We start from the raw sequence: 18,963 nt of genomic DNA, 5'->3' as shown, positions 1-18,963 counted from the left end.
AACGATCGATATACGAAGAAGATCATTAGATAGAATGGTTGGTCTACTGTCAACTCCGTGCCAGAATTTCCGGCATGGAGACGAGACCGGGCCCCCGCGAGCGGCTGCTCGAGGCCGCGCGCGAGCTCACCTACACGCAGGGGGTGCACGTCGGCGTGGACGCGATCCTCAAGCACGCCGACGTCGCCCGCCGCTCCCTCTACCAGCACTTCGGCGGCAAGGACGGCCTGATCGCCGAGGTTCTGCGCACCGCCGACACAGGCTCCCGCTACCGCCGCGCCATGGACGAGGCCGGCGACGAGCCGCGGGCGCGCATCCTGGCCGTCTTCGACGAGCTGGAGAAGGTCACCATGCGCCCGTCCTTCCACGGCTGCCGCCATACCGCCGCCGAACTCGCCCTCACGGACCCGGACCATCCCGCCCACTCGGAGGTGCGCGCCTACAAGGGCGACCTCCACCGTCTCTTCGCCGAAGAGCTGGCCCGCCACGGCCACCCGGATCCCCGCCTCGGCGCCGACCAGCTCCTCGTCCTCATCGACGGAACCCTCGCCCACGCCGTCACCCGCCCCGACGCCCACCCGGCGCTGGCCGCGCGCGCGACTGCGGAACTCATCCTCGACGTCCGCCCCTGATCCACGAATCCGTTCACCGGCCCGCCGCGCGGAGGGTCCGAGAGGCCTCGGCCTCCTCGGCGGAGGCGGGGCCGTTGGCGGAGAACCGGGTCGCCTGCCTGCGGTTTCGCCGGTCTCGCGAGTAGCGATCAGGTGAGTAAGGTATGCCTTAGTTGGGCAAAGGTGACTTAAGGCTACGAGGAGTGGTGGATGGCGACGCAGCGGACCAGGCGAGCACCTCAGGCTTTGAAGGGCACGGTGGTGCGTACCGAACGACTGACGCCCAGTATGTACAGGATCGTCCTGGGCGGTCCCGGCCTGAAGGAGTTCTCCGCGGGGGAGTGGACCGACCACTACATCAAGCTCTTCTTCCCGCGGCCCGGCGTGTCCTACCCGGAGCCCTTCGACATGCAGCGGATCCGTGAGGAGTTCCCGCGCGAGCAGTGGCCGGTGAGCCGCACCTACACCGTCCGCCGCTGGGACGCCGACGCCGGGGAGCTGACCGTCGACTTCGTCGTCCACGGCACCGAGGGGGTGGCCGGGCCCTGGGCGGCCGCCGCCCGCCCCGGCGACGTGATCGACTTCGCGGGTCCCGGCGGCGCCTACGCCCCGGCGCCCGACGCGGACTGGCACCTCCTGGCCGGTGACGAGGCGGCCCTTCCCGCGATCGCCGCCGCGCTGGAGGGCATGCCCGACGGCGCCGTCGTCCGGGCCTTCGTCGAGGTGGCGGGCCCCGAGGAGGAGCACCCCGGCGTGGGTCCCGTCGAGTGGGTCCACCGGGGCGGCCGGCGCGTTGGCGAGGCCCTGGTGGAGGCGGTCCGCTCCATGGACCTCCCCGACGGCGTTCCGCACGCCTTCGTCCACGGCGAGGCGGGCTTCGTCAAGGACCTCCGCCGCTGGCTGCGCGTCGACCAGGCCGTCCCCCGGGAACGCCTCTCCGTCTCCGGCTACTGGCGTCTGGGCCACGACGAGGACGGCTGGCAGGCCAGCAAGACCGAATGGAACGCCGAGGTCGAAGCAGAGCAGGAGAAGACCGCCTGATTCGAGGCTCAGCGGGCGAGCGCGGCGGAAAGGTCGTCCAGGTAGCGGGAGACCGGACCCAGGGTGAGCAGGCCGCTGCCCGCTCCGGCGAGCTCCGACGCGGCGGGGGCGAGCTCGCGGTGCGCGCGCTCCATCGTCTCGGTGTCGCCGACGGAGACGGCGGCGTGCGCCGTGAGGCACCACATGGCCTCGAAGAGCAGGTCGCGGGGAGGGTCCGGGGTCTCGCGCAGCGCCGTCGCCGCATCTTCCCGGCGGTCTTGGGCGAGCAGCACCAGAGGACGGGCCCACGGCTCGTAGGGGCCCCAGTCGGTGCGCTCGTCGGTTTGCGCGGGCAGACCGTGCCGGATCCGCAGGGACAGCAGCGCCAGCGGCGGCAGCCCGTGCTCCAGGCCGGGCATGCCCGCGCCGTCCAGCCGAGCGGCGGCGTCCAGGTAGGCCGCCTCGAGCTCTGAGCAGGAGGCTTCGCCGGTCGCGGCGAGCCGCAGCACCCGGTACCACCGGGTGAACACGTCCACCAGCGGCCGTTCGTTGCGCTCGGCCAAGCGATCCGCGGCGAGGGCGTGCCCGTCCGCTCCGGGGAAGTCGCCGAGCGCGCCGCGGGCCTGCATGCGGATGAGGTGCCCGAGGATCTCGAAGGTGACGAGACCGTGCCGGGAGGACAGGACGATCAGTTCGGCGCCGGTCTCGTCCCGGGCCGGAGCGAGGCCCGCGCGGTGGAAGGTCTGCATGAAGACGCCGTTGAGGGCGAAGGCCAGCAGTGCGGGATCGTCCAGGCCGCGGGCCAGCCGCTCGGCCTCCCTGGCGGCCCGGGGTCCGCGCGGGAGGCGGGTGCCGCGCGACTCCAGGGCGATCGTGGCGAGCAGCCGGGCCCGGACGGCCTCGTGCCCGCCCGGCGGAAGGGCGGACAGGGCGCGCTCGGCCGCGGCGACGACCTGAGCGGCCTGCTCCGGGTCGTCCGAGCGGGTCCAGACCGCCGGGACGTCGTAGGAGCCGATCACGCGGGCCGTCAGCTCCGCGTCGCCCAGCTCCTCGGCCGCCGTGACGGCGGCCATGCGCTGCTCGCGGGCCGCTTCCAGGCCGCTGCCGCCGGTCACCGCGAGGCCGCGCAGCAGCCCGACCGTCGATTCCAGCCGGATCCGGGCGCCGGACGCCACGGAGCGGTCGTAGGCGGCCGCGGCCTGCGCCCACACCCGTGCGGCGGTGTCCTCGGGGGAGAGGTGCCCGGCCTGGTGGAGGATGTCGTTCTCCAGGCGGCGCAGCGCCGGACCCGGGTCCACGCCCAGCTGCTCGACCAGGAGGGTCCGCGCCCGGCGCAGCACCGCGAGCGCGTCGCCCTGACGGCCCGCGCGGTACAGCGCCAGGGCCAGCAGCCGCCAGGCGTCCTCCCGCCAGGGGTGCCCGGTCGCGTGCGCGTCCAGGTCGGGAACCGCCTCGGCGGCCAGGCCCAGGTCCAGGCGGGCCTCGGCCAGCCGCTCGACGGCGTGGAGCCGCAGCTCCGCCAGCCGTGAACGCTCAGAGCGGGTCCAGGGCTCGTCGGCGAACTCGGCGTAGGAGGGGCCGCGCCACCAGCCCAGCGCCTCCTGCAGCCGCTCGAGCATGACCCCGGGCGGCGCGGTCTCGGTCACCGCCCGCTCGAACCGCCAGGCGTCCACCGCGTCCGGCTCGGCGTGCAGCGCGTACCCCGGACCCCGCGTGACCAGCAGCCGGGCCGGAGCCCGGGGAGGACGGTCGGGCTCCAGGGCGCGGCGCAGCGCGCCCACGAAGGTGCGGATCGCGCCCAGCGCTCCCGAAGGGGGATCCGGCCACAGGTCCTCGGCCAGCAGGGACACGGGGACGACCCGTCCGCGGGCGACGATCAGTCGGGCCAGCACCGCCCGGTGCCGCGGCCCCTTGAGGTCGATCACGTCCCCGGAGCCGTCCCAGGCCACCACCGGCCCCAGCACCCCGAAGACGACCCCCACCCCTGCGCCCTTCTCCCGGAACATCACTCGAGGCCACGTTAACGCGGAGCCCAGAGCGCCCGAGACGCTGATCGAACGCTGATTCGCGCCCGGCAGGCTGACGGCATGACTTCCACCATTCCCGGTTTCGACTACCACCGCGTCCCCGTCGCCGACGGCGTGTCCCTGAACACGGCCGTCGCGGGAACGGGGCCCCTGGTCGTGCTGCTGCACGGCTTTCCCCAGACCCACCTGATGTGGCGGCACGTCGCCACCGCCCTCGCGGCCGACCACACGGTGGCCTGCCCCGACCTGCGCGGCTACGGCGCCAGCGACAAACCCGCCGAGACCGACGAGACCACCTATTCCAAGCGCACCATGGCCGCCGACGTCGTGGCTCTGGCCCAAGCCCTGGGCCACGAGCGCTTCGCCCTGGCCGGACACGACCGGGGCGCCCTGGTCGCCTTCCGCGCGGGTCTGGACCACCCCGAGAAGATCACCCGCCTGGCCTGCCTGGACGTGCTCCCCACCCTGGACATGTGGGACGTGATGCGGGGCGCCTCGGCCGCCGTCGGCTTCCACCTCTACCTGATGGCCCAGCCCCCCGGCCTGCCCGAACAGATGATCTCCGCCGCCTCCGACGCCTTCTTCGGCCACTTCCTCGATCTATGGGTCAACGACCCCCAGGCGATTCCCGCCGGTGTCCGGGCCGCTTATCTGGACGCCTGCCGCGGCGCCGTTCCCTCGATCGTCGCCGACTACCGGGCCTCCGCGGGCGTCGACGTCGTCCACGACCAGGCCGACCGCACGGAAGGCAACCGCCTGCGCATGCCCGTCACCGTCCTCCAGCAGGACTGGGGCGCCGCCCTCGGCTACGACGCCCCCTCCCTGTGGCGCGCCTGGGCCCCCGACCTGCACCACACCACCGTCACCAGCGGCCACTTCATGGCGGAAGAAGCACCCGCCGACGTCACCGAGGCCCTGCGAGCGCTCCTCGCCCGCTGACCCGGCCCCGCCGCGCCGCGGGGCCCTTCGGCCGGGTCAGGCCGCCCGGGCGTTGGTGAGGGTCTCCCAGGCGACGAACTCGTGGACGGTGCCGGGGCGCTGCTTGAGGACCATGCGCTTGGTCCAGGGGAGTTCGACCTTCTTGTGGTACTCCTGCCAGACGATCTCGAAGGCGGAGGCGGGCGGGCCGGTGTCCTTGTTGATCTTTCCGCCGCACAGGTTCGCGGGGACCCCGGACAGGTTGAGCCGGGAGGTCAGCTCGCTCGCCGCGGTGATGCGGGGGCGCAGCTCGGTGAACAGGTCGCGGCCCTGGATCTTCGCGGTCTCGGCGAGCTGCATCACCGCGGCGATGCCGTAGGTGGCGTGCAGCCGGTCCCGGCAGGTCTCCTGGGTCTGGCCGTTCAGGTAGCGGACGTGCTGCCCCCCGGCGCAGGGGCGCTTGGCGTCCTCGGGCTCCCCGGGGTCGATCGTCTCGCTGCACGGCTGGTACCAGTAGGCGTCCAGGTCCTGGACGGGCGGCGTCGGCGGGTGCGGCCTGGCGCCGTCGGACCTCAGGTAGAAGTAGGCGGGGACGCGGGAGCGCATCACCTTGATGCCCTGGTCGAAGACGCGGCGGTCGTCGAGGAAGACGCCCATGTCGACGGTCGCGTCGGCCAGCGCCAGGTCCCAGTTCCCGTTCATGCCGCGATCGTGGAAGCCGTTGATCGTCCACGGGAGGTAGTACTTGCGGAGCATGTTCTCGAACCGCCCCACGGTCTTCCACTTCACCTTCTTGGGAAGCGAATAACGTGCGATCTCGGCGGCCCGCGTCCAGCTGATCGCGGCCCAGCCGGCCTGCAGGGGCGCGTCGCCGCCCCCGCGCTCCTTCAGCGTGCGCGACCAGGAGTTCATGTACTGGGCCGACTTGGCCAGGTACCGGCGGTCCTTGGTCAGATACCACAGGAGCGCGGTCGCGTAGGCGGCGTTGGCGTCGTGGAGCTCGGCCCGGCACCCGCCGTTGGATCCGGCCCCGTACGGTTCGCAGATCGAGCGGGCCCACGGGTGCGGTTTGGCCTTGAGCGAGGCGAGCGGGTCCTTCTTCAGGGCGGCGAACGCCTGCTTGAAGGGCCTGCGCTTGAGCCGGGCCCGGACGTGGTTCAGCTGCGCCCGGGTGACCAGCACTCCGGGGTGCTTGAACTTCGGCGCCGCGCCCGCCTGGCCCTGCGGCGCGATCAGCAGGCCGGTCGCCAGAAGGCAGGCCATCAACACCATCAGTGATTTCTTGGTCACCACAGCATCAAAGCAACGTAACGGCCGGGACTTGCAAGCAGGGGCCTATCGTGTCGTTACTGTTATGTTGTGAAATGTGGGAACTATCGTTCCTGTGAATTTTCAGCCGCCCGCGGGGAGCTCAGCCTGGCTGATGGCCCAGGCGGCGTTGACGAGGCCGATGTGGCTGAAGGCCTGGGGGAAGTTGCCCAGGTGCTCGCCGGTGGAGGGGATGATCTCCTCGGCCAGCAGGCCCACGTCGTTGAGCTGGGCCAGGGCCCGCTCGAAGACGGCGCGGGCGCGGCCGGTCCGGCCGGCCAGGGCCAGGGCGTGGGCGAGCCAGAAGGTGCACGTCAGGAAGGCGCCCTCGCGGCCGGGAAGGCCGTCGGGGGCGAGGTAGCGGTAGACGAGGCCGTGCCCGTCGGTGAGCCGCCGCTCCACGGCGTCGATGGTGGAGAGCATGCGGGGGTCGTCGGCCGGCAGGAACCCGGTGATGGGCATCGTGAGGGCGGCGGCGTCCAGGTCGGCGGAGCCGTAGTGCTGGGTGAAGGCCCCCACCTCGGGATTCCAGCCCCGTTCCAGGACCTCGCGGTGTATCTCGTCGCGTTCGCGGGTCCACTCCGGCACCCTGCCGCGGGCCCGCAGGAGGTCGGCGAGGTCGATGGCGCGGTCGAGAGCCGCCCAGCACATGACCTTGGAATGGAGGAAGTGCCGGGGCTCTCCGCGCACCTCCCAGATGCCCTGGTCGGGTTCGCGCCAGTGGAAGGCGGCGGCGTCGGCGCAGGCCACGAGGAAGCCCCGGGTGCCCTCGTCGATCTCGGTGAGGTAGTCCGCGAGCCGGTGGGCTGCGGTGAGGAGCTCGCCGTACACGTCGATCTGGTGCTGGTCCCAGGCCCCGTTGCCGACCCGGACGGGGCTGCTGGCCCGCCAGCCGGACAGGTGGGGCAGGACCCTCTCGGTGAGGTCGCGTTCGCCGTCGACGCCGAACATGATCTGCAGGCGGAGGTCTTCGCCGGGCGGTCCGGCGGCGGTGGCGAGGAAGGAGAAGAACTCGGCGGCCTCGTCGGGGCAGGCGGCGATCCACAGCGCGTCCATGGTGAGGCTGGCGTCGCGGACCCAGGTGAAGCGGTAGTCCCAGTTGCGCTCGCCGCCCACGCCCTCGGGCAGCGAGGTGGTCGGGGCGGCCACGATGGCGCCGCTGGGCTGGAAGGTGAGCGCCTGCAGCACGCGTCCGCTCTGCCGGACGGCGTCCTGCCACGGCCCTTCGTACGCCTGGTGGAGTTCCGACCAGGACCGCCACGCGGCCGCCGTGCGCTCCAGCCGGTGCGCCAGTTCCCCCTGCGGCCACACCCTCGCGGGAGGCCGGCCCGCGGCGGAGTGGTGCAGGGCGAAAAGCAGCACGCGTCCGGGGACGAGCCGCAGCCGGACGGAGGCGGTGCCTTCCTCGACGCGCATCGGCACCGGGCTGGTCAGGACCATCCGATCCGCTCCGCCGAGCACCTCGATCCCCCCGTCGACGGCCGACAGGACGGGCCTGACCAGGCCGTATTCCGGCCGGGGCTCGAACACGATCTCCACCTCGGCCTCACCGCCGGAGCACTCCAGCCGCCGCACCAGCAGGTGCGGCGAGTTCGCGCCGATCCCGTGCCCGAGGTCCTCACCGCCGGTCGCGAGCGCGTCGGTGAGGGTCACCACCGCGCCGGAGAGCCGGAAGGAGGTCTCCAGCACCATGGTGTCGTCCAGGTAGCGCCGGGAGGCCCGGGCCCGCTCCACCGGCCGGATCGACCAGTGCCCCGCCTCGTCGTCCAGGAGCCGGGCGAACTGGGAGGGAGCGTCGAAACGCGGCAGGCACAGCCAGTCCACCGACCCGTCCAGGGTGACCAGCGCGGCGGTGCGGCAGTCCGACAGCAGCGCGTGGTCGGCGATCGGGACGCTGCTCATGCCCGCTGCCCTCCGGAGTCGGTGACGGTCCCCGCGACACGGGCCGCAAAGGGGACCTACCCAGTTTTCGCGGGGGTCAGCTCGAGGTCGTGGTCCAGACGCGGGGTTCCAGGACCAGGGAGGACAGGGTGCGGCCGTCGGAGGCCAGGGCCGTGGCGGTCGCCGATTCCAGGGTGGGCCAGATCGCGGAGACGATCCCGTGGCCGGGGACCGGCACCGGGCGGTCGTCCAGGCGGAACAGGGCGACCTCGTCGGAGAGCCGCAGCTCGGCCGTCGAGATCCAGCCCTCGGTGGGGAGGTCGCCGACGCGGCGGCGCTTGGTGAGGCCGTGGCCGGTCAGCCTCATGTGGGTGCCGTTCAGATCCTCGCGGGACCGGCGGACGGGGATGGGGAACTCCATCGAGGCCGCGCCGCCGCCCAGGTACTCCCAGGTCCCCCGGATCCGCTCGAAGACGTACTCCTCGCTGCGGTAGGCGTCCTCGCCGGGCAGCGAGGAGATGAAGGTGACGAGGGCGATGTCACCGGCGATGTCGCAGTTCAAGGGAAAGGTCCCCGACGCGGCGACGGGCAGGGAGGGGGCCTCGACTCCCCCCTCCTCCAGGATCCTTCTGGACTCTCTCAGCAGCTCTTCGTGGTTCAAGGCGATCCCTGGCGTCGAGTGGTGGCTGATCGGTCTGTGTCAGACCATTGTCCCCCTTTCTCCGAACCGGGAGCCCGATGAGGGGGGTCAGGGACGCCACAGGCGGATCGTCCTGTCGAGTCCGGCGGAGGCCAGCAGGGCGCCGTCGGGGCTGAACGCCACCTGGGTCACGGGGCCGCCGTGGCCGGTGAGGGGATGCCCGATCCGGCTCCGGGAGGCCATGTCCCAGAGCAGGATCCTGCCGCCGGAGGCGGTGCCCTCCCCGACGGCGAGGACGCCGCCGTCGGGGCTGAACGCCACCGACCAGACGGAATCGGAGCCTCCGGCGAGAGGACGGACGGCAGGGGAGGCGCCGGACACGTCCCACAGGCTCGCCGTGTCCCGCTGGTCGGAGCCGTCTCCGCTGCAGGTGGCGACGGTCCTGCCGTCCGGGCCGAACGCCAGCGCGTGGATCTCGGCGGTCCCGTCGGTGAGGGGCGGGCGCTTCAAGGCGAGTGTGCCGGCGTCCCACAGCCGCAGCGTCCTGTCGGTGCCGCCGGTGGCGAGGACGCCGCCGTCGGGGCTGAACGCCAGGGCGGAGGCGAGGAAGGAGTGACCGCTGCCGGGCCGGCCGATCTGGGCGCGGGTCGCGGCGTCCCACAGGCGTACGGTGCCGTCGTCGCCGCAGGTGGCCAGCGTCCTGCCGTCCGGGCTGAAGGCGACCTGGCCGACGCCTCCGGTGTGGCCGGCGAGGGGGTCGCCGATGCGGATGCGCGTCTCCACGTCCCACAGGCTCACCGCCTCGCCGTCGCCGGCGACCGCGAGGGTCTCGCCGTCGGGGCTGAACGCGACCGACCAGACCGTCCCGGTGTGGCTGATGAGGGGGCCGCCGAGCTGGGCGCGCCCGCCGAGGTCCCACAGCCGCACGATGTCGCCGTCACCGGTGGCGAGGATCCTCCCACCGGGAGAGAACGCCATCGTCCAGATCTCTTCCGCCTGGCCGGTGAGCGGCGGCCCGTCGGAGGCCGGGGCATGGTCCCAGCGCGGAGACCGGGGTTCCTCGCCGCCGCTGGAGAAGAAGTGCGCGGCCGCTCCACCGGCGGTGACGCCCACCGCCACGCCGGCGGCGAGCAGGAGCCTCCGGCGGGTGAGCCCGGGCCGCGTCCTCGCCGCCGCCGGGGAGGACACCAGGGCGCCGAGGGCCGCCGCGGCCTGTTCGGCGGTCGGCTGCCGTGAGGGGTCTTCCCCCATCAGGTCCCGGAGGACGGGCCCGAGGACCCCCGTGCGGGAGGAGGGCCGGCTCCTGCCCGAGGCCGGGCGGCCCTCCACCGCGGTGCGCAGAGTGGCGCCCAGCGCGCGCAGGTCGGAGGTCACGGTGGCGTCCCGTCCCGCGGCGAGCCCGAAGCCGGTGACGGTGACCCGCCCGTCCGCCAGGAACACCATGGAGGGGCGGAGCCCGCGGTGGAGGATCCCCGCCTCGTGCGCGGCGGCCAGAACGGCGGCGACCCGCGCACCGATCCGGGCGGCCTCAACGGGCGGAAGCGGCCCTTCGCCCCTGACGATCTCCGCAAGGGAGCGGCCCCGGGCGAACTCCATCACCGCCCACGGCAGCCCGTCCTCGTCATGGAACCAGTCGTGCACGGTGATGAGGTCGGGCCTCCGGAGGCCGTGCGCCGCCTGAGCGTCCCGCCTCATGCGCTGCAGGACCCCGGTGTCGAACTCCTGAGGCGGCATGAGCCTTCTGAGCAGGACGTCCCGCCCCGTCCGCGGATCGCGCCCCCGCCAGGCCGAGCCGTCTTCGCCCAGCGTCTCCAACAGGAGATACCGGCTGTTCGTCGCATCACCGGTACCAGTGGCCACACCCGCACATAACCACGCCGCCGAACGTCGCCGATAGGGAGAGACCAATTTCGGACATTCCACCTACCCCCGGGATATCGGAGGTCGCGAGGGTTAGTTGGATCACTTGGGCCTTCGACCTCCCTGGTAGGCCGTTTAGTTCTGATTTCAAAGGAAATGTCGGGGAAGCCCGATGAAGACGACCCCCCACAAGAGAAGAGCCCCCCGATGACGCTCCGCCAGGCGGCCGCGCGCGTCCCGCGCCGAAGACTTCCGTTCAAGCCGCCCTCCCGCCGGACGGTCAGCGCCGTGCTGGGGATCGCCCTGGCCGCGATCCTGCTCGGGGCGGTGCTGCCCAAGATGGTGGACCTGCGGGAGGTCGGGGAGGTCCTCGGCGGCAGGGTCAACGCGGTGGAGATGGCGGGGCTCGTCCTGCTGACGCTCGCCTCGATCGCCGCCTCCGCCGGGCTGCTGATGGCCGGGCTGCCCGGCTTGAAGTTCCGGGACGCGGCGGCGGTGAACGTCGTGACGACCGCCGTGTCCTACGGGCTGCCCGCCGGGGGAGCGGCCGGGGCGGCGCTGAACATCACCATGCTGCGCAAGGTCGGGTTCGGCCTGCCGGAGATCGCGACTCAGGCCCTCGCGACGGGGGTGTGGAACCTCGTGGCGCGGCTCGTCCTGCCGCTGACGGCGGTCGGGGCCGCGGTGGCGGTCTCCGAGGTGCCCTCGGGGGTGCGCGGCGCCGGAGCGATCGGGCTCGGGCTCGCCGTGCTGATCCTCGGCGCCACCGGGTGGCTCTTCTGGGGGACGTTCCCGGCGGAGAAGCTGGCGCGCGGCCTCACGAAGGCGGCACGGATCCTGCCGGGCAAGCCCGAGGTGAAGGCCGAGAAGCTCCAGGTCTTCCGCTCCGACGTCCGGGAGATCGTCCGGTCCCGCTGGGCCGCGCTGACGGCGACGACGCTCTCCTACCACCTGGCGACGTTCGGCATCCTCTACATGTCGCTGCAGGCCGTGGGGGTCGTCGAGGCCGGGATCATCGAGACGTTCGCCGTCTACACGGTGGCCCGCCAGGTGACGGCCATCCCGCTCACTCCCGGCAGCGCCGGAGTCATCGACCTCGCTCTCATCGGAGGGCTCGGGCTGACCGGCGGCGACCTGCCGAAGCTGACGGCGGGCGTCCTGCTGTTCCGCTTCTTCACCTTCCTGCTGTACCTGCCTGCGGGCGCCGTGATGTGGATGTGGTGGCAGTGGGCGGTGAACCGCGAGGACCAGGAGCAGCCGACGGTCTTCCGCCACCCCGGCGACGGCCTTCGGGCCCTGGCGGCCGCCGCGCTGACCGCCGGATTCGCGCTGCTCGCGACCCGGCCCCTCGGAGACCTGGAGACCAGCCTGTTCCATCTGGTCAACGGGCTTCCGGACCTGCTGTTCGCGCCCGTCTGGGTGTTCATGCAGGCCGGATGGATCGGAATCGTCCCGGTCAGCGTGCTCCTGGCGCTGGCCGTGCGTCGCAGGGCGCTCGCCCTGGCGCTGGCGACGGCGGGCGGTGGCGCGTGGTGCCTGGCCAAGGTCGTCAAGTGGGTCGCGGGACGCGAACGTCCCGGAACGCTTCTGGACGACGTGATCCTGCGCGGAGACGTCCCGGCCGGAGGCGTCGGCTTCGTCGCCGGGCACGCCTCCGTGGCCGCCGCGCTGGTCACCGTGGCGTCCGCCTACCTTCCGCGCTCCTACCGGAGGGCCCTGTGGGGGCTCGTCGCCATGGTCGCGTTCGGGCGGGTGTACGTCGGCGCGCACCTGCCGCTGGACGTGGTCGGCGGGATGGCGTTCGGCTGGGGGATCGGCTCGGCCGTCCTCTTCGCCTACGGAACGCCCGCGCACATCCCCGGGATCCTCCGCCTGCGGAAGGTCTTCCCCGACCTGCTCCCGCCTTCGGTCGGCCTGGAACCGCTCCGCACGGACATACGCCGCGCGGTCGTCTACCGAGCTCCCACCGCGAACCTGTTCTTCAAGGTGATCGGCCGCGACCAGCGTGACGCCGACTTCTTCGACCGCCTGAAGTCCCTGAGGGAAAGCCCCGGAGCGCCGTTCGTCTCCGCCAGACGGCAACTCGAGCACGAAGAGTACGTCATGCAGCTCGCCCGGCACCGGGGAGTGCGCGTACCGGCCGTCGAACGGTTCGCGACCAGGCGTTCCGGCGACTGCTACCTGGCGATGGAGTACATCGACGGAGCCCCGCTCCACCTCATCAGCAACATCAGCGACGCGATGCTGAACGAGCTGTGGGAGCAGCTCAGACTGCTGGGAGAGGCCCGCATCGCGCACCGCGAACTGAGCACGGAGAACATCGTCGTCGACTCCGAGGGCCTCCCGTACCTGACGGGCTTCGGGCGGGCCCGCTCCCAGGCGCCCGTGAAGGCGCTGGAACTCGACCGCGACCGGCTGGAGGCCCTCACCACCGAACTCGTCGGCCCCGAGCGCGCGAAAGCAGCCAGGGAACTCGCCGGCGAACCCGACTTCACCGTCCCCAAGCGCAAAAGGCAGTGGAATCGGACCGGCCCGCACACCGCGCGGCACCCGGGCGACGTCGTACGCATCCTCGTCGGCCTGTTCCTGGTGACGTTCCTGTCCCTCTACGCCGCGGACGGGTTCCTGCTGCCCGTGGAAAGCGACCTCTTCCACCTGGTCAACAGCCTGCCGGACTGGCTGTTCTGGCCCCTGCAGATCCTCATGCAGGCCGGAGCCCTGGGAGCCGTCGGCGTGGCCGCCGCGGCGGCGCTGGTCTTCCGCCGGTTCCGGCTCGCCTCTGAACTCGCACTCGGCGGAACGCTCGCCTGGTTCCTGGCGAAGTTCTTCAAGGAGCTGACCGACCGGGGACGCCCGGGAGCGCTTCTGGAGGAGGTCGTCCTGCGCGGTGCCCACGAGAACGGCCTCGGGTTCATCTCCGGCCACGCCGCCGTCGCCGCGACCCTCGCCACCATCGCCTCGGCCCACGTGCCGCGCAGGTTCCGCCGCGTCTTCTGGGCGTGGGCGGTGGTCGTGGCGGTCAGCCGCCTGTACGTCGGCGCGCACTTCCCGCTGGACGTCGTCGCCGGCCTGGGCCTCGGCCTGATGATCGGCGGGGCCTTCCACCTGCTGTGGGGCACGCCCTCGATCCTGCCGAGCCAGGACGACATCGTGCGCGGCCTGCGCCTGGCCGTCGGCGGCGTCGAGAACGTCCGGAAGCTGAACGCCGACGCCCGCGGCTCCGTCCCGTTCCTGGCCGACCGCAGCCGGGACGGCACGGGCCTGTTCATCAAGGCCGTCAGCCGCGACCACCGGGACGCCGACCTGCTGTTCAAGGTCGCCCGGCTGCTGACGATGCGCGGAGTCGAGGACGAGAGCCCCTTCGCCACCCCGCGCCGCCAGCTCCAGCACGAGGCGTGCCTGGTGATGCGCGCCGAGGGCGCGGGCGTGCGCGTCCCGGCCTTCGCGGGCCTTGCCCCCTGCGGCGGCGGCACCTACCTGCTGGCGGAGGAGGCCATCGAGGATCCGCGCGAGCTCACCGACCTGACCGAGGTCACCGACGAGTTCCTGCACGCACTCTGGAAGGAGGCCCGCGAACTCCACCGGACGCGGATCGCGCACCGCGACCTGCGGGCCGCGAACATCCTCGTCGACGCGCAGGACCGCCCCGTCATCGTCGATTTCGGGTTCGCCGAGGACGGCGCCAGCGACCGCAAGCTCGCCCAGGACGTCGCCGAACTCCTGTGCTCCACCGCGATGCTCGACGGCGTCGGCCCGGAGCGGTCGGTGCGGGCCGCCGCGGACGTCCTGGAACCCGCCGCGCTGGCCGCCGCGATCCCGCTGCTGCAGCCCCTGGCCTTCGGCAGCTCGACCCGAAAGGCGCTGCGCGAGCGGCCCGACCTGCTGGACGAGCTGAAGGGCGAGATCCGGCGGGTCACCGGAGCCGACGAGGCCGAGGAGATCCGGCTCAGCCGGATGCCCTCCCGCTCCTGGGTGCTGCTCCTCGCCCTGCTCGGCACGCTCGCGACGGCAGTCGGCCTGGCCGACCTGACGGACGTCCACGACCCGCTCGAGGTGCTCGGCGACGCCGACCCGCGCTGGCTGGCGACCGCCGTCGTGCTGACCGCCGTCACGTACGCGGCCGGGGCCCTGGCGCTCATGGGCGCGTACGGACGCCGGCTGCCGTTCCTGCGGACGTGCCGCGAGCAGCTCGCCGCCGCCTACTCCTCCCGCCAGCACCTCCCGGGCCTGGGCTCCGGCGCGGTGCTGGCCGAGTACCTCCAGGCGTCGGGAGCGCCGGCGAACAAGGCCGAGTCGGCCGTCACGACCACCCGTCTGGTCGGCGCGCTCGTCCACGTCGTCGCGCTGGTCACGGCGATCGTCGCGGCCGTCGTGGAAGGCCCCGGCCCCCTCGACTTCCCTGAATGGCCGGTCCTCCTGGCCGCGGTGGGCGCCCTGGCCGCGGCCGGTCTGATCGTCCAGCTCCGGGCCCAGCACTCCTTCCCGACGAGGCTGCGCGAGGCGCTCCCCGACCTGTCCCGCAGCCTGAGCGCCTCTCCCCGCACGGCAGCCCTCCTGGTCGGGGCCTCGGCGGTCACCGCCGCCTCCGTCCTGGCGTTCCTCGCCACCGCCCAGGCCCTCGGCGTGGGCGTGGGTCCCGGCGCCCTGGCCGCCGCCTTCCTCGCGACGATCCCCCTCCGCCTCCTGGGCCCCCTCCCGGCGGGCATCGGCCTGGTCGAACCCGCCCTGGTGATCGTCCTGGTCATGCTCGGCGGCGCCGTCACCGAGACCGTCGTCGCGGTCATCGTCCACCGCGTCCTGTCCTTCTGGCTCCCGGTGCTCCCCGGCGGCCTGGCCTGGCGCCGGGGAGGACGGGGAGGACGCCTCGCGAAGGAGGCGTCACCCGCCGGCTGAGGTCTCCCGGGGGATCAGGCGCCTGCTTCGCGCCATCCTCACCCGGCCGTGTGGGTGAGGATGGCGGCGACCAGTTCCTCGTGGGACTCGGGGGGCAGGGTGTGCCCCATGCCCGGCACGATCATCAGCCGGGCGTCCGGAATCCGTTCGGCGATGAGCGCGCCGTGGCCTGGCTTGACCGGCTCGTGGTCGCCCTCGATGACCAGGGTGGGCGCCTTCACCCGGTGCAGCACGCCCGTCGGCTCGAAGTCGGGATCGGCCATCGCGGCCGACCGGTGGTTGCCGGCCGCCGACAGGTCGCGGGCCCGGTCGTAGATCCGTTCCTGGAGGCGGCGCGCCGCGTCCTCGTCGAAGGGCAGCCCGGTGCCGTGCAGCACGCGCTGCTCGGCGATCATGGCCTCGACGGCCCCGCGCCGGTCCTCCGGCGGCGGGGCGGTCATCAGCCCGCGGTAGAAGTCCACGAACTCCGGCGTCGGCTCGGGCAGGCTCCCCTCGGGCTGCGGCTGCCCGGTCAGGGCCCGCACGAGCACCCCGCCCTCGCCGCCGCCGAGCGGCGAGGAGGCGATGACGGTCAGCGACCGGACCCGTTCCGGGCGCTCCACGGCGACGAACTGGCCGAGCAGCCCGCCCGCCGAATGGCCGACCAGGTGCGCGCTCTCCATGCCGTGGGCGTCCATCACGCGGTACACGTCGTCCTTGATGTCGTGCCACGTGTACGGCTCGGCCTCGAAGTCGACGGTGCCCGACCTGCCGGTGTCGCGGTGGTCGTACCTGACCACCCGGCGGCCTCCGGCGGTCAGGCGGCCGACGAACCCGTCCGGCCACAGGACGCCCTGTGACATCGAACCCATGATCAACAGGATCGGCGCGTCCGTCGCGGCGCCGAACTCCTCGCTCCAAATGCTCACGTTCTGCATGCTCAAAGCATGCCGCCCTCCGTTACGGGGGCCTTCTGTAGAACTACCAGTCGCGCCAGATCCGTACGGGAGCCGATGCCCAGCTTCGGATAGATCTTGTACAGGTGGTACTCGACCGTGCGCGGGCTGAGGAAGAGCCGGGCGGCGATCTGCTTGCTCGACAGACCGTCGGCCACCAGGCCCGCGATGCGCAGTTCCTGCGGGGTCAGCGCGTCGAGGACGGGGACGGGCGGGGCCTGTCCGCTCTCGCCCGCGGCCCGCAGCTCGTCCTGCGCGCGCCGCGCCCACGGCCGCGCGCCCGCCCGCTCGAACGTCTCCCACGCCGTCCGCAGGTGCGCCCGCGCCTCGCCCGGACGCTGCGCGCGGCGCAGGCGCTCGCCCAGCAGCAGGGACGTCCTGGCCGCCTCGAACGGGTTGGTGTGCAGCCGCAGCGCCTCGCCGAAGGCGTCCTCGGACGAGTCGGCCAGGCCCCGGCAGCGGGCCAGCAGCGCGCGTGACTCGGGTGTCCCGGCGTGCGCCGACCATCGCTCGTACGCTGCCAGCGCCTCCCGCGCGCCCGCCTCGTCGCCCGCGCCCACGGCGGCCTCGACACGGTCCGGTGTCGACCGCCACGCCACGGTCGGATGCCCTGCCCCCGGCCCCGCCGCGGCGATGGCCGTGAAACGGTCGTGCGCCGCCGCGTAGCGGCCCAGGCACAGGTCGAGCAGCGCCAGCGCGTACGCGGCCAGGCCCGCGCGCAGCCCCACCCGGTGGGGGAGGGCGATGGCCAGCGCCTCGCGGGCCTGGCGCACGCAGGACTCCTCGTCGCCCCGCAGCGCCGCCAGCACCGCGAGATTGGCCAGGTGCGCGGCCACCGTGTTCGTGTACCCGGCCTCCCGCGCCAGTTCCAGGCCCTCCTCGGAGACGGCCCGGCTGCTCGCCAGCTCCCCGGCGAGGCGCTCGGCCGTGGCCGCGAACTCCAGGACGACGGGCAGCTGTCCGGTCATCCCCGACATCCTGGCAACCTGCCCGGCCCGGGCGGCCATCTCGGTGGCCAGGTCCCACTCGCCCAGGGAACTCGCCGCCGCCGTCGCCCACAAGAACTCCGCCGCGTCCTTCGACTCGCCGGCCCGCGTCAGCGCCCGCCGCAGCAGGCCCGGCCCGGCGGCGTCGCCGTCCAGCGTCAGGCCGATCCCGGCGACCGCGTCCCGCAGGAAGCCCTCGGGGTGCGCCGCCGCCCTCCGGCCGAGCTCCGCGAGGGCCGCCATGTCGCCGACGTAGGAGGCCGCCTCCGCCGCGTCGGCCAGCATGTCCAGACTCTCGCCCGCCGCCAGGATCCTCACGGCTTCGGCGGCGTTGCCCGAGTTCAGCTCGAACCGGCCCCGGAGCCGGGAGATCTCCATGGCGAGGGCGGCGTCCCCGCCGGCCCGTTCACGCGCCTCGGCCAGCAGCGACTCCGCCTGGCCCGAGCGGNNCCCGAGCGCCCGCCGAGCCAGGCCGCGACGGCGGCGTCCTTCAGCCGGGCGGCACGGGTGCGCGGTTCAGGGGTCAGCTCGGCGGCTCTGGCGAGGGCGGTGGCGGCGGTGCCGTACCCGCCGCGGTCGCGCGCCCGCTCCGCGGCTGCCGCCAGCGCGGCGGCGACCCGCTCGTCTTGGCCGAGGGCGGCTCCGGCCAGGTGCCGGGCACGGCGGTCGCCCCTGGTCAGCTCCGCCAGGACGGCGTGCGCCCGGCGGACGTCGGCGGGCGCGGCCGCCTCGAGCACCGCGGACCGGATGAGCGGATGACGGAAGCGCACGCTCGTGCCCGACACCCCGGCCAGCCCGGTCTTCTCCAGCTCGGCCAGCGCCGTCCGCCCGTCCCGGGTCCCGGTGCTCCCGCCGGCCGGTACCGCCTGCTGCTCGGCCGACAGGAGGCCGGCGGCGCGCAGGACCTGGTCGAGATCGGCCTCGACGGCGGCGAGCAGGGCGACCAGCCGGGCGGGCGCGGACAGTGCGGCCACCCGGTCGCCGAAGAGCCGGGCTCCGCCGGGCAGCGGGTCGGGCAGCGGTTCGCGCCCGGCGAGCTGCGCGGGCGTCAGGCGGGCCGCGATCTCGCCCAGGGCGAGCGGGTTCGCGCGGGTCGAGGCGACGAGCTCCCGCGCCACATGGGCGGGCAGCCCGCCGTGGCGGGACTCCAGCAGCTCGGCCGCCGCGGACTCGGGCAGGCCGCGCACGTCCACCGTCAGCCGCACGCCCTTGACCGGGGCGTCCCCGCGCACCGCGAACAGCATCGCTATCCGTTCCGTCTCCAGCCTTCTGGCAGCGAACAGCAGCGCGTCGGCCGAGGCCCGGTCGAGCCACTGGAAGTCGTCGACCACGCAGATCAGCCCATCCGGCGCGGCGGCCTCGGCCAGCAGCGACAGCACGCCGGCGCCCAGCAGGAACCGGTCCCCGGCACCGCCCGGGGCGAGTCCCAGGGCCGCGCCCACCGCATCGCGCTGCGGGCCGGGCAGCGCGTCCAGCGAACCGGTCACCGGCCACAGCAGCTGGTGCAGCGCCGCGAAAGCGAGATCGGACTCGGGCTCGACGCCGGTGGTCCGCAGCACGCGCATCCCGCCGCCCCGGACGGCCGCCGCGTCGAGCAGGGCGGTCTTGCCCGCCCCCGCCTCGCCCCGCAGTACCACCGCACCACCGGAACCGTCGCGGGCCCGCACGATCACCTCGTCGAGCGCACTGATCTCCGCAGATCTCCCATAAAGCACGGAAACCTACTGTAAGAGGCCTCTGCGCCGCTCGTCCCCGGGCCTTCGCGGTGCCGACCGGCGGTAGGACGCCTCACCACGGAACCAGCGGTACCTCGTGCGGCTTCTCCTCGGAGGGGTCGTTCGAGGCCGGGCCGTTCGGCGGTCTGGAAGGCGACCGTGCTGCTCA

At 73.5% G+C, this 18,963-nt stretch carries 12 protein-coding genes; 4 read left to right on the top strand and 8 right to left on the bottom strand.

What is annotated here, in order from left to right; translation table 11 throughout:
* Positions 1-74: 74 nt before the first annotated feature.
* Positions 75-632 carry a TetR/AcrR family transcriptional regulator gene (locus ABD327_RS11715; RefSeq protein WP_344450334.1) on the top strand — a complete coding sequence of 186 codons (558 nt, stop codon included), beginning with the start codon at positions 75-77 and terminating at the stop codon, positions 630-632.
* Positions 633-821: 189 nt separating this feature from the next.
* Complete coding sequence (locus tag ABD327_RS11710) at positions 822-1,652, top strand: siderophore-interacting protein (RefSeq protein ID WP_344450333.1); 831 nt, start codon at positions 822-824, stop codon at positions 1,650-1,652.
* Between the two features lie 8 nt (positions 1,653-1,660).
* On the opposite strand, the gene ABD327_RS11705 is transcribed toward ABD327_RS11710, so the two are convergent.
* Positions 1,661-3,637, bottom strand: a complete 1,977-nt coding sequence (locus ABD327_RS11705) for an AfsR/SARP family transcriptional regulator (RefSeq protein WP_344450418.1) — start codon at positions 3,635-3,637, stop codon at positions 1,661-1,663.
* Between the two features lie 81 nt (positions 3,638-3,718).
* Here ABD327_RS11705 and ABD327_RS11700 point away from each other — a divergent pair, with 81 nt between their 5' ends.
* Positions 3,719-4,597 (top strand): alpha/beta fold hydrolase, encoded by an 879-nt coding sequence (locus ABD327_RS11700; RefSeq protein WP_344450332.1) that lies wholly within the window; start codon positions 3,719-3,721, stop codon positions 4,595-4,597.
* A 36-nt stretch (positions 4,598-4,633) separates the two neighbouring features.
* Here the strand turns inward: ABD327_RS11700 and ABD327_RS11695 are convergent, their stop codons facing one another.
* The 4 genes from ABD327_RS11695 to ABD327_RS11680 all read right to left on the bottom strand — a co-directional run bounded on the left by ABD327_RS11695 (position 4,634) and on the right by ABD327_RS11680 (position 10,265).
* On the bottom strand, positions 4,634-5,866 hold the full coding sequence (locus ABD327_RS11695) for an alginate lyase family protein (protein WP_344450331.1): 1,233 nt from the start codon (positions 5,864-5,866) through the stop codon (positions 4,634-4,636).
* Between the two features lie 102 nt (positions 5,867-5,968).
* Positions 5,969-7,786 carry a glycoside hydrolase family 15 protein gene (locus ABD327_RS11690; RefSeq protein WP_344450330.1) on the bottom strand — a complete coding sequence of 606 codons (1,818 nt, stop codon included), beginning with the start codon at positions 7,784-7,786 and terminating at the stop codon, positions 5,969-5,971.
* 76 nt (positions 7,787-7,862) lie between these two features.
* Positions 7,863-8,426, bottom strand: a complete 564-nt coding sequence (locus ABD327_RS11685; RefSeq protein WP_344450329.1) for a hypothetical protein — start codon at positions 8,424-8,426, stop codon at positions 7,863-7,865.
* An 87-nt stretch (positions 8,427-8,513) separates the two neighbouring features.
* Positions 8,514-10,265 carry a protein kinase family protein gene (locus ABD327_RS11680; protein WP_344450328.1) on the bottom strand — a complete coding sequence of 584 codons (1,752 nt, stop codon included), beginning with the start codon at positions 10,263-10,265 and terminating at the stop codon, positions 8,514-8,516.
* A 207-nt stretch (positions 10,266-10,472) separates the two neighbouring features.
* Between ABD327_RS11680 and ABD327_RS11675 the strand changes: the two genes are divergently transcribed.
* Positions 10,473-15,158, top strand: a complete 4,686-nt coding sequence (locus ABD327_RS11675; protein ID WP_344450327.1) for a phosphatase PAP2 family protein — start codon at positions 10,473-10,475, stop codon at positions 15,156-15,158.
* A gap of 38 nt (positions 15,159-15,196) precedes the next feature.
* On the opposite strand, the gene ABD327_RS11670 is transcribed toward ABD327_RS11675, so the two are convergent.
* From ABD327_RS11670 to ABD327_RS11660, 3 genes are read right to left on the bottom strand one after another with little or no spacing between them, the layout of a single operon-like run.
* The gene (locus ABD327_RS11670) at positions 15,197-16,075 is read right to left on the bottom strand and encodes an alpha/beta fold hydrolase (protein WP_344450326.1); all 879 of its coding nucleotides are present in this window, start codon (positions 16,073-16,075) and stop codon (positions 15,197-15,199) included.
* 2 nt (positions 16,076-16,077) lie between these two features.
* A complete protein-coding gene (locus tag ABD327_RS11665; protein ID WP_344450325.1) occupies positions 16,078-17,457 on the bottom strand; it encodes a LuxR C-terminal-related transcriptional regulator in 1,380 nt (459 codons plus the stop codon).
* Positions 17,421-18,746 (bottom strand): AAA family ATPase, encoded by a 1,326-nt coding sequence (locus tag ABD327_RS11660; protein WP_425547096.1) that lies wholly within the window; start codon positions 18,744-18,746, stop codon positions 17,421-17,423. Before ABD327_RS11660 ends, ABD327_RS11665 begins: the two co-directional genes overlap by 37 nt.
* Positions 18,747-18,963 lie beyond the last annotated feature (217 nt).

The sequence above is a fragment of the Actinocorallia aurantiaca genome (genome assembly GCF_039533685.1).
GTDB lineage: Bacteria > Actinomycetota > Actinomycetes > Streptosporangiales > Streptosporangiaceae > Actinocorallia > Actinocorallia aurantiaca.
This window is presented reverse-complemented; position numbering and strand designations above follow the sequence as displayed.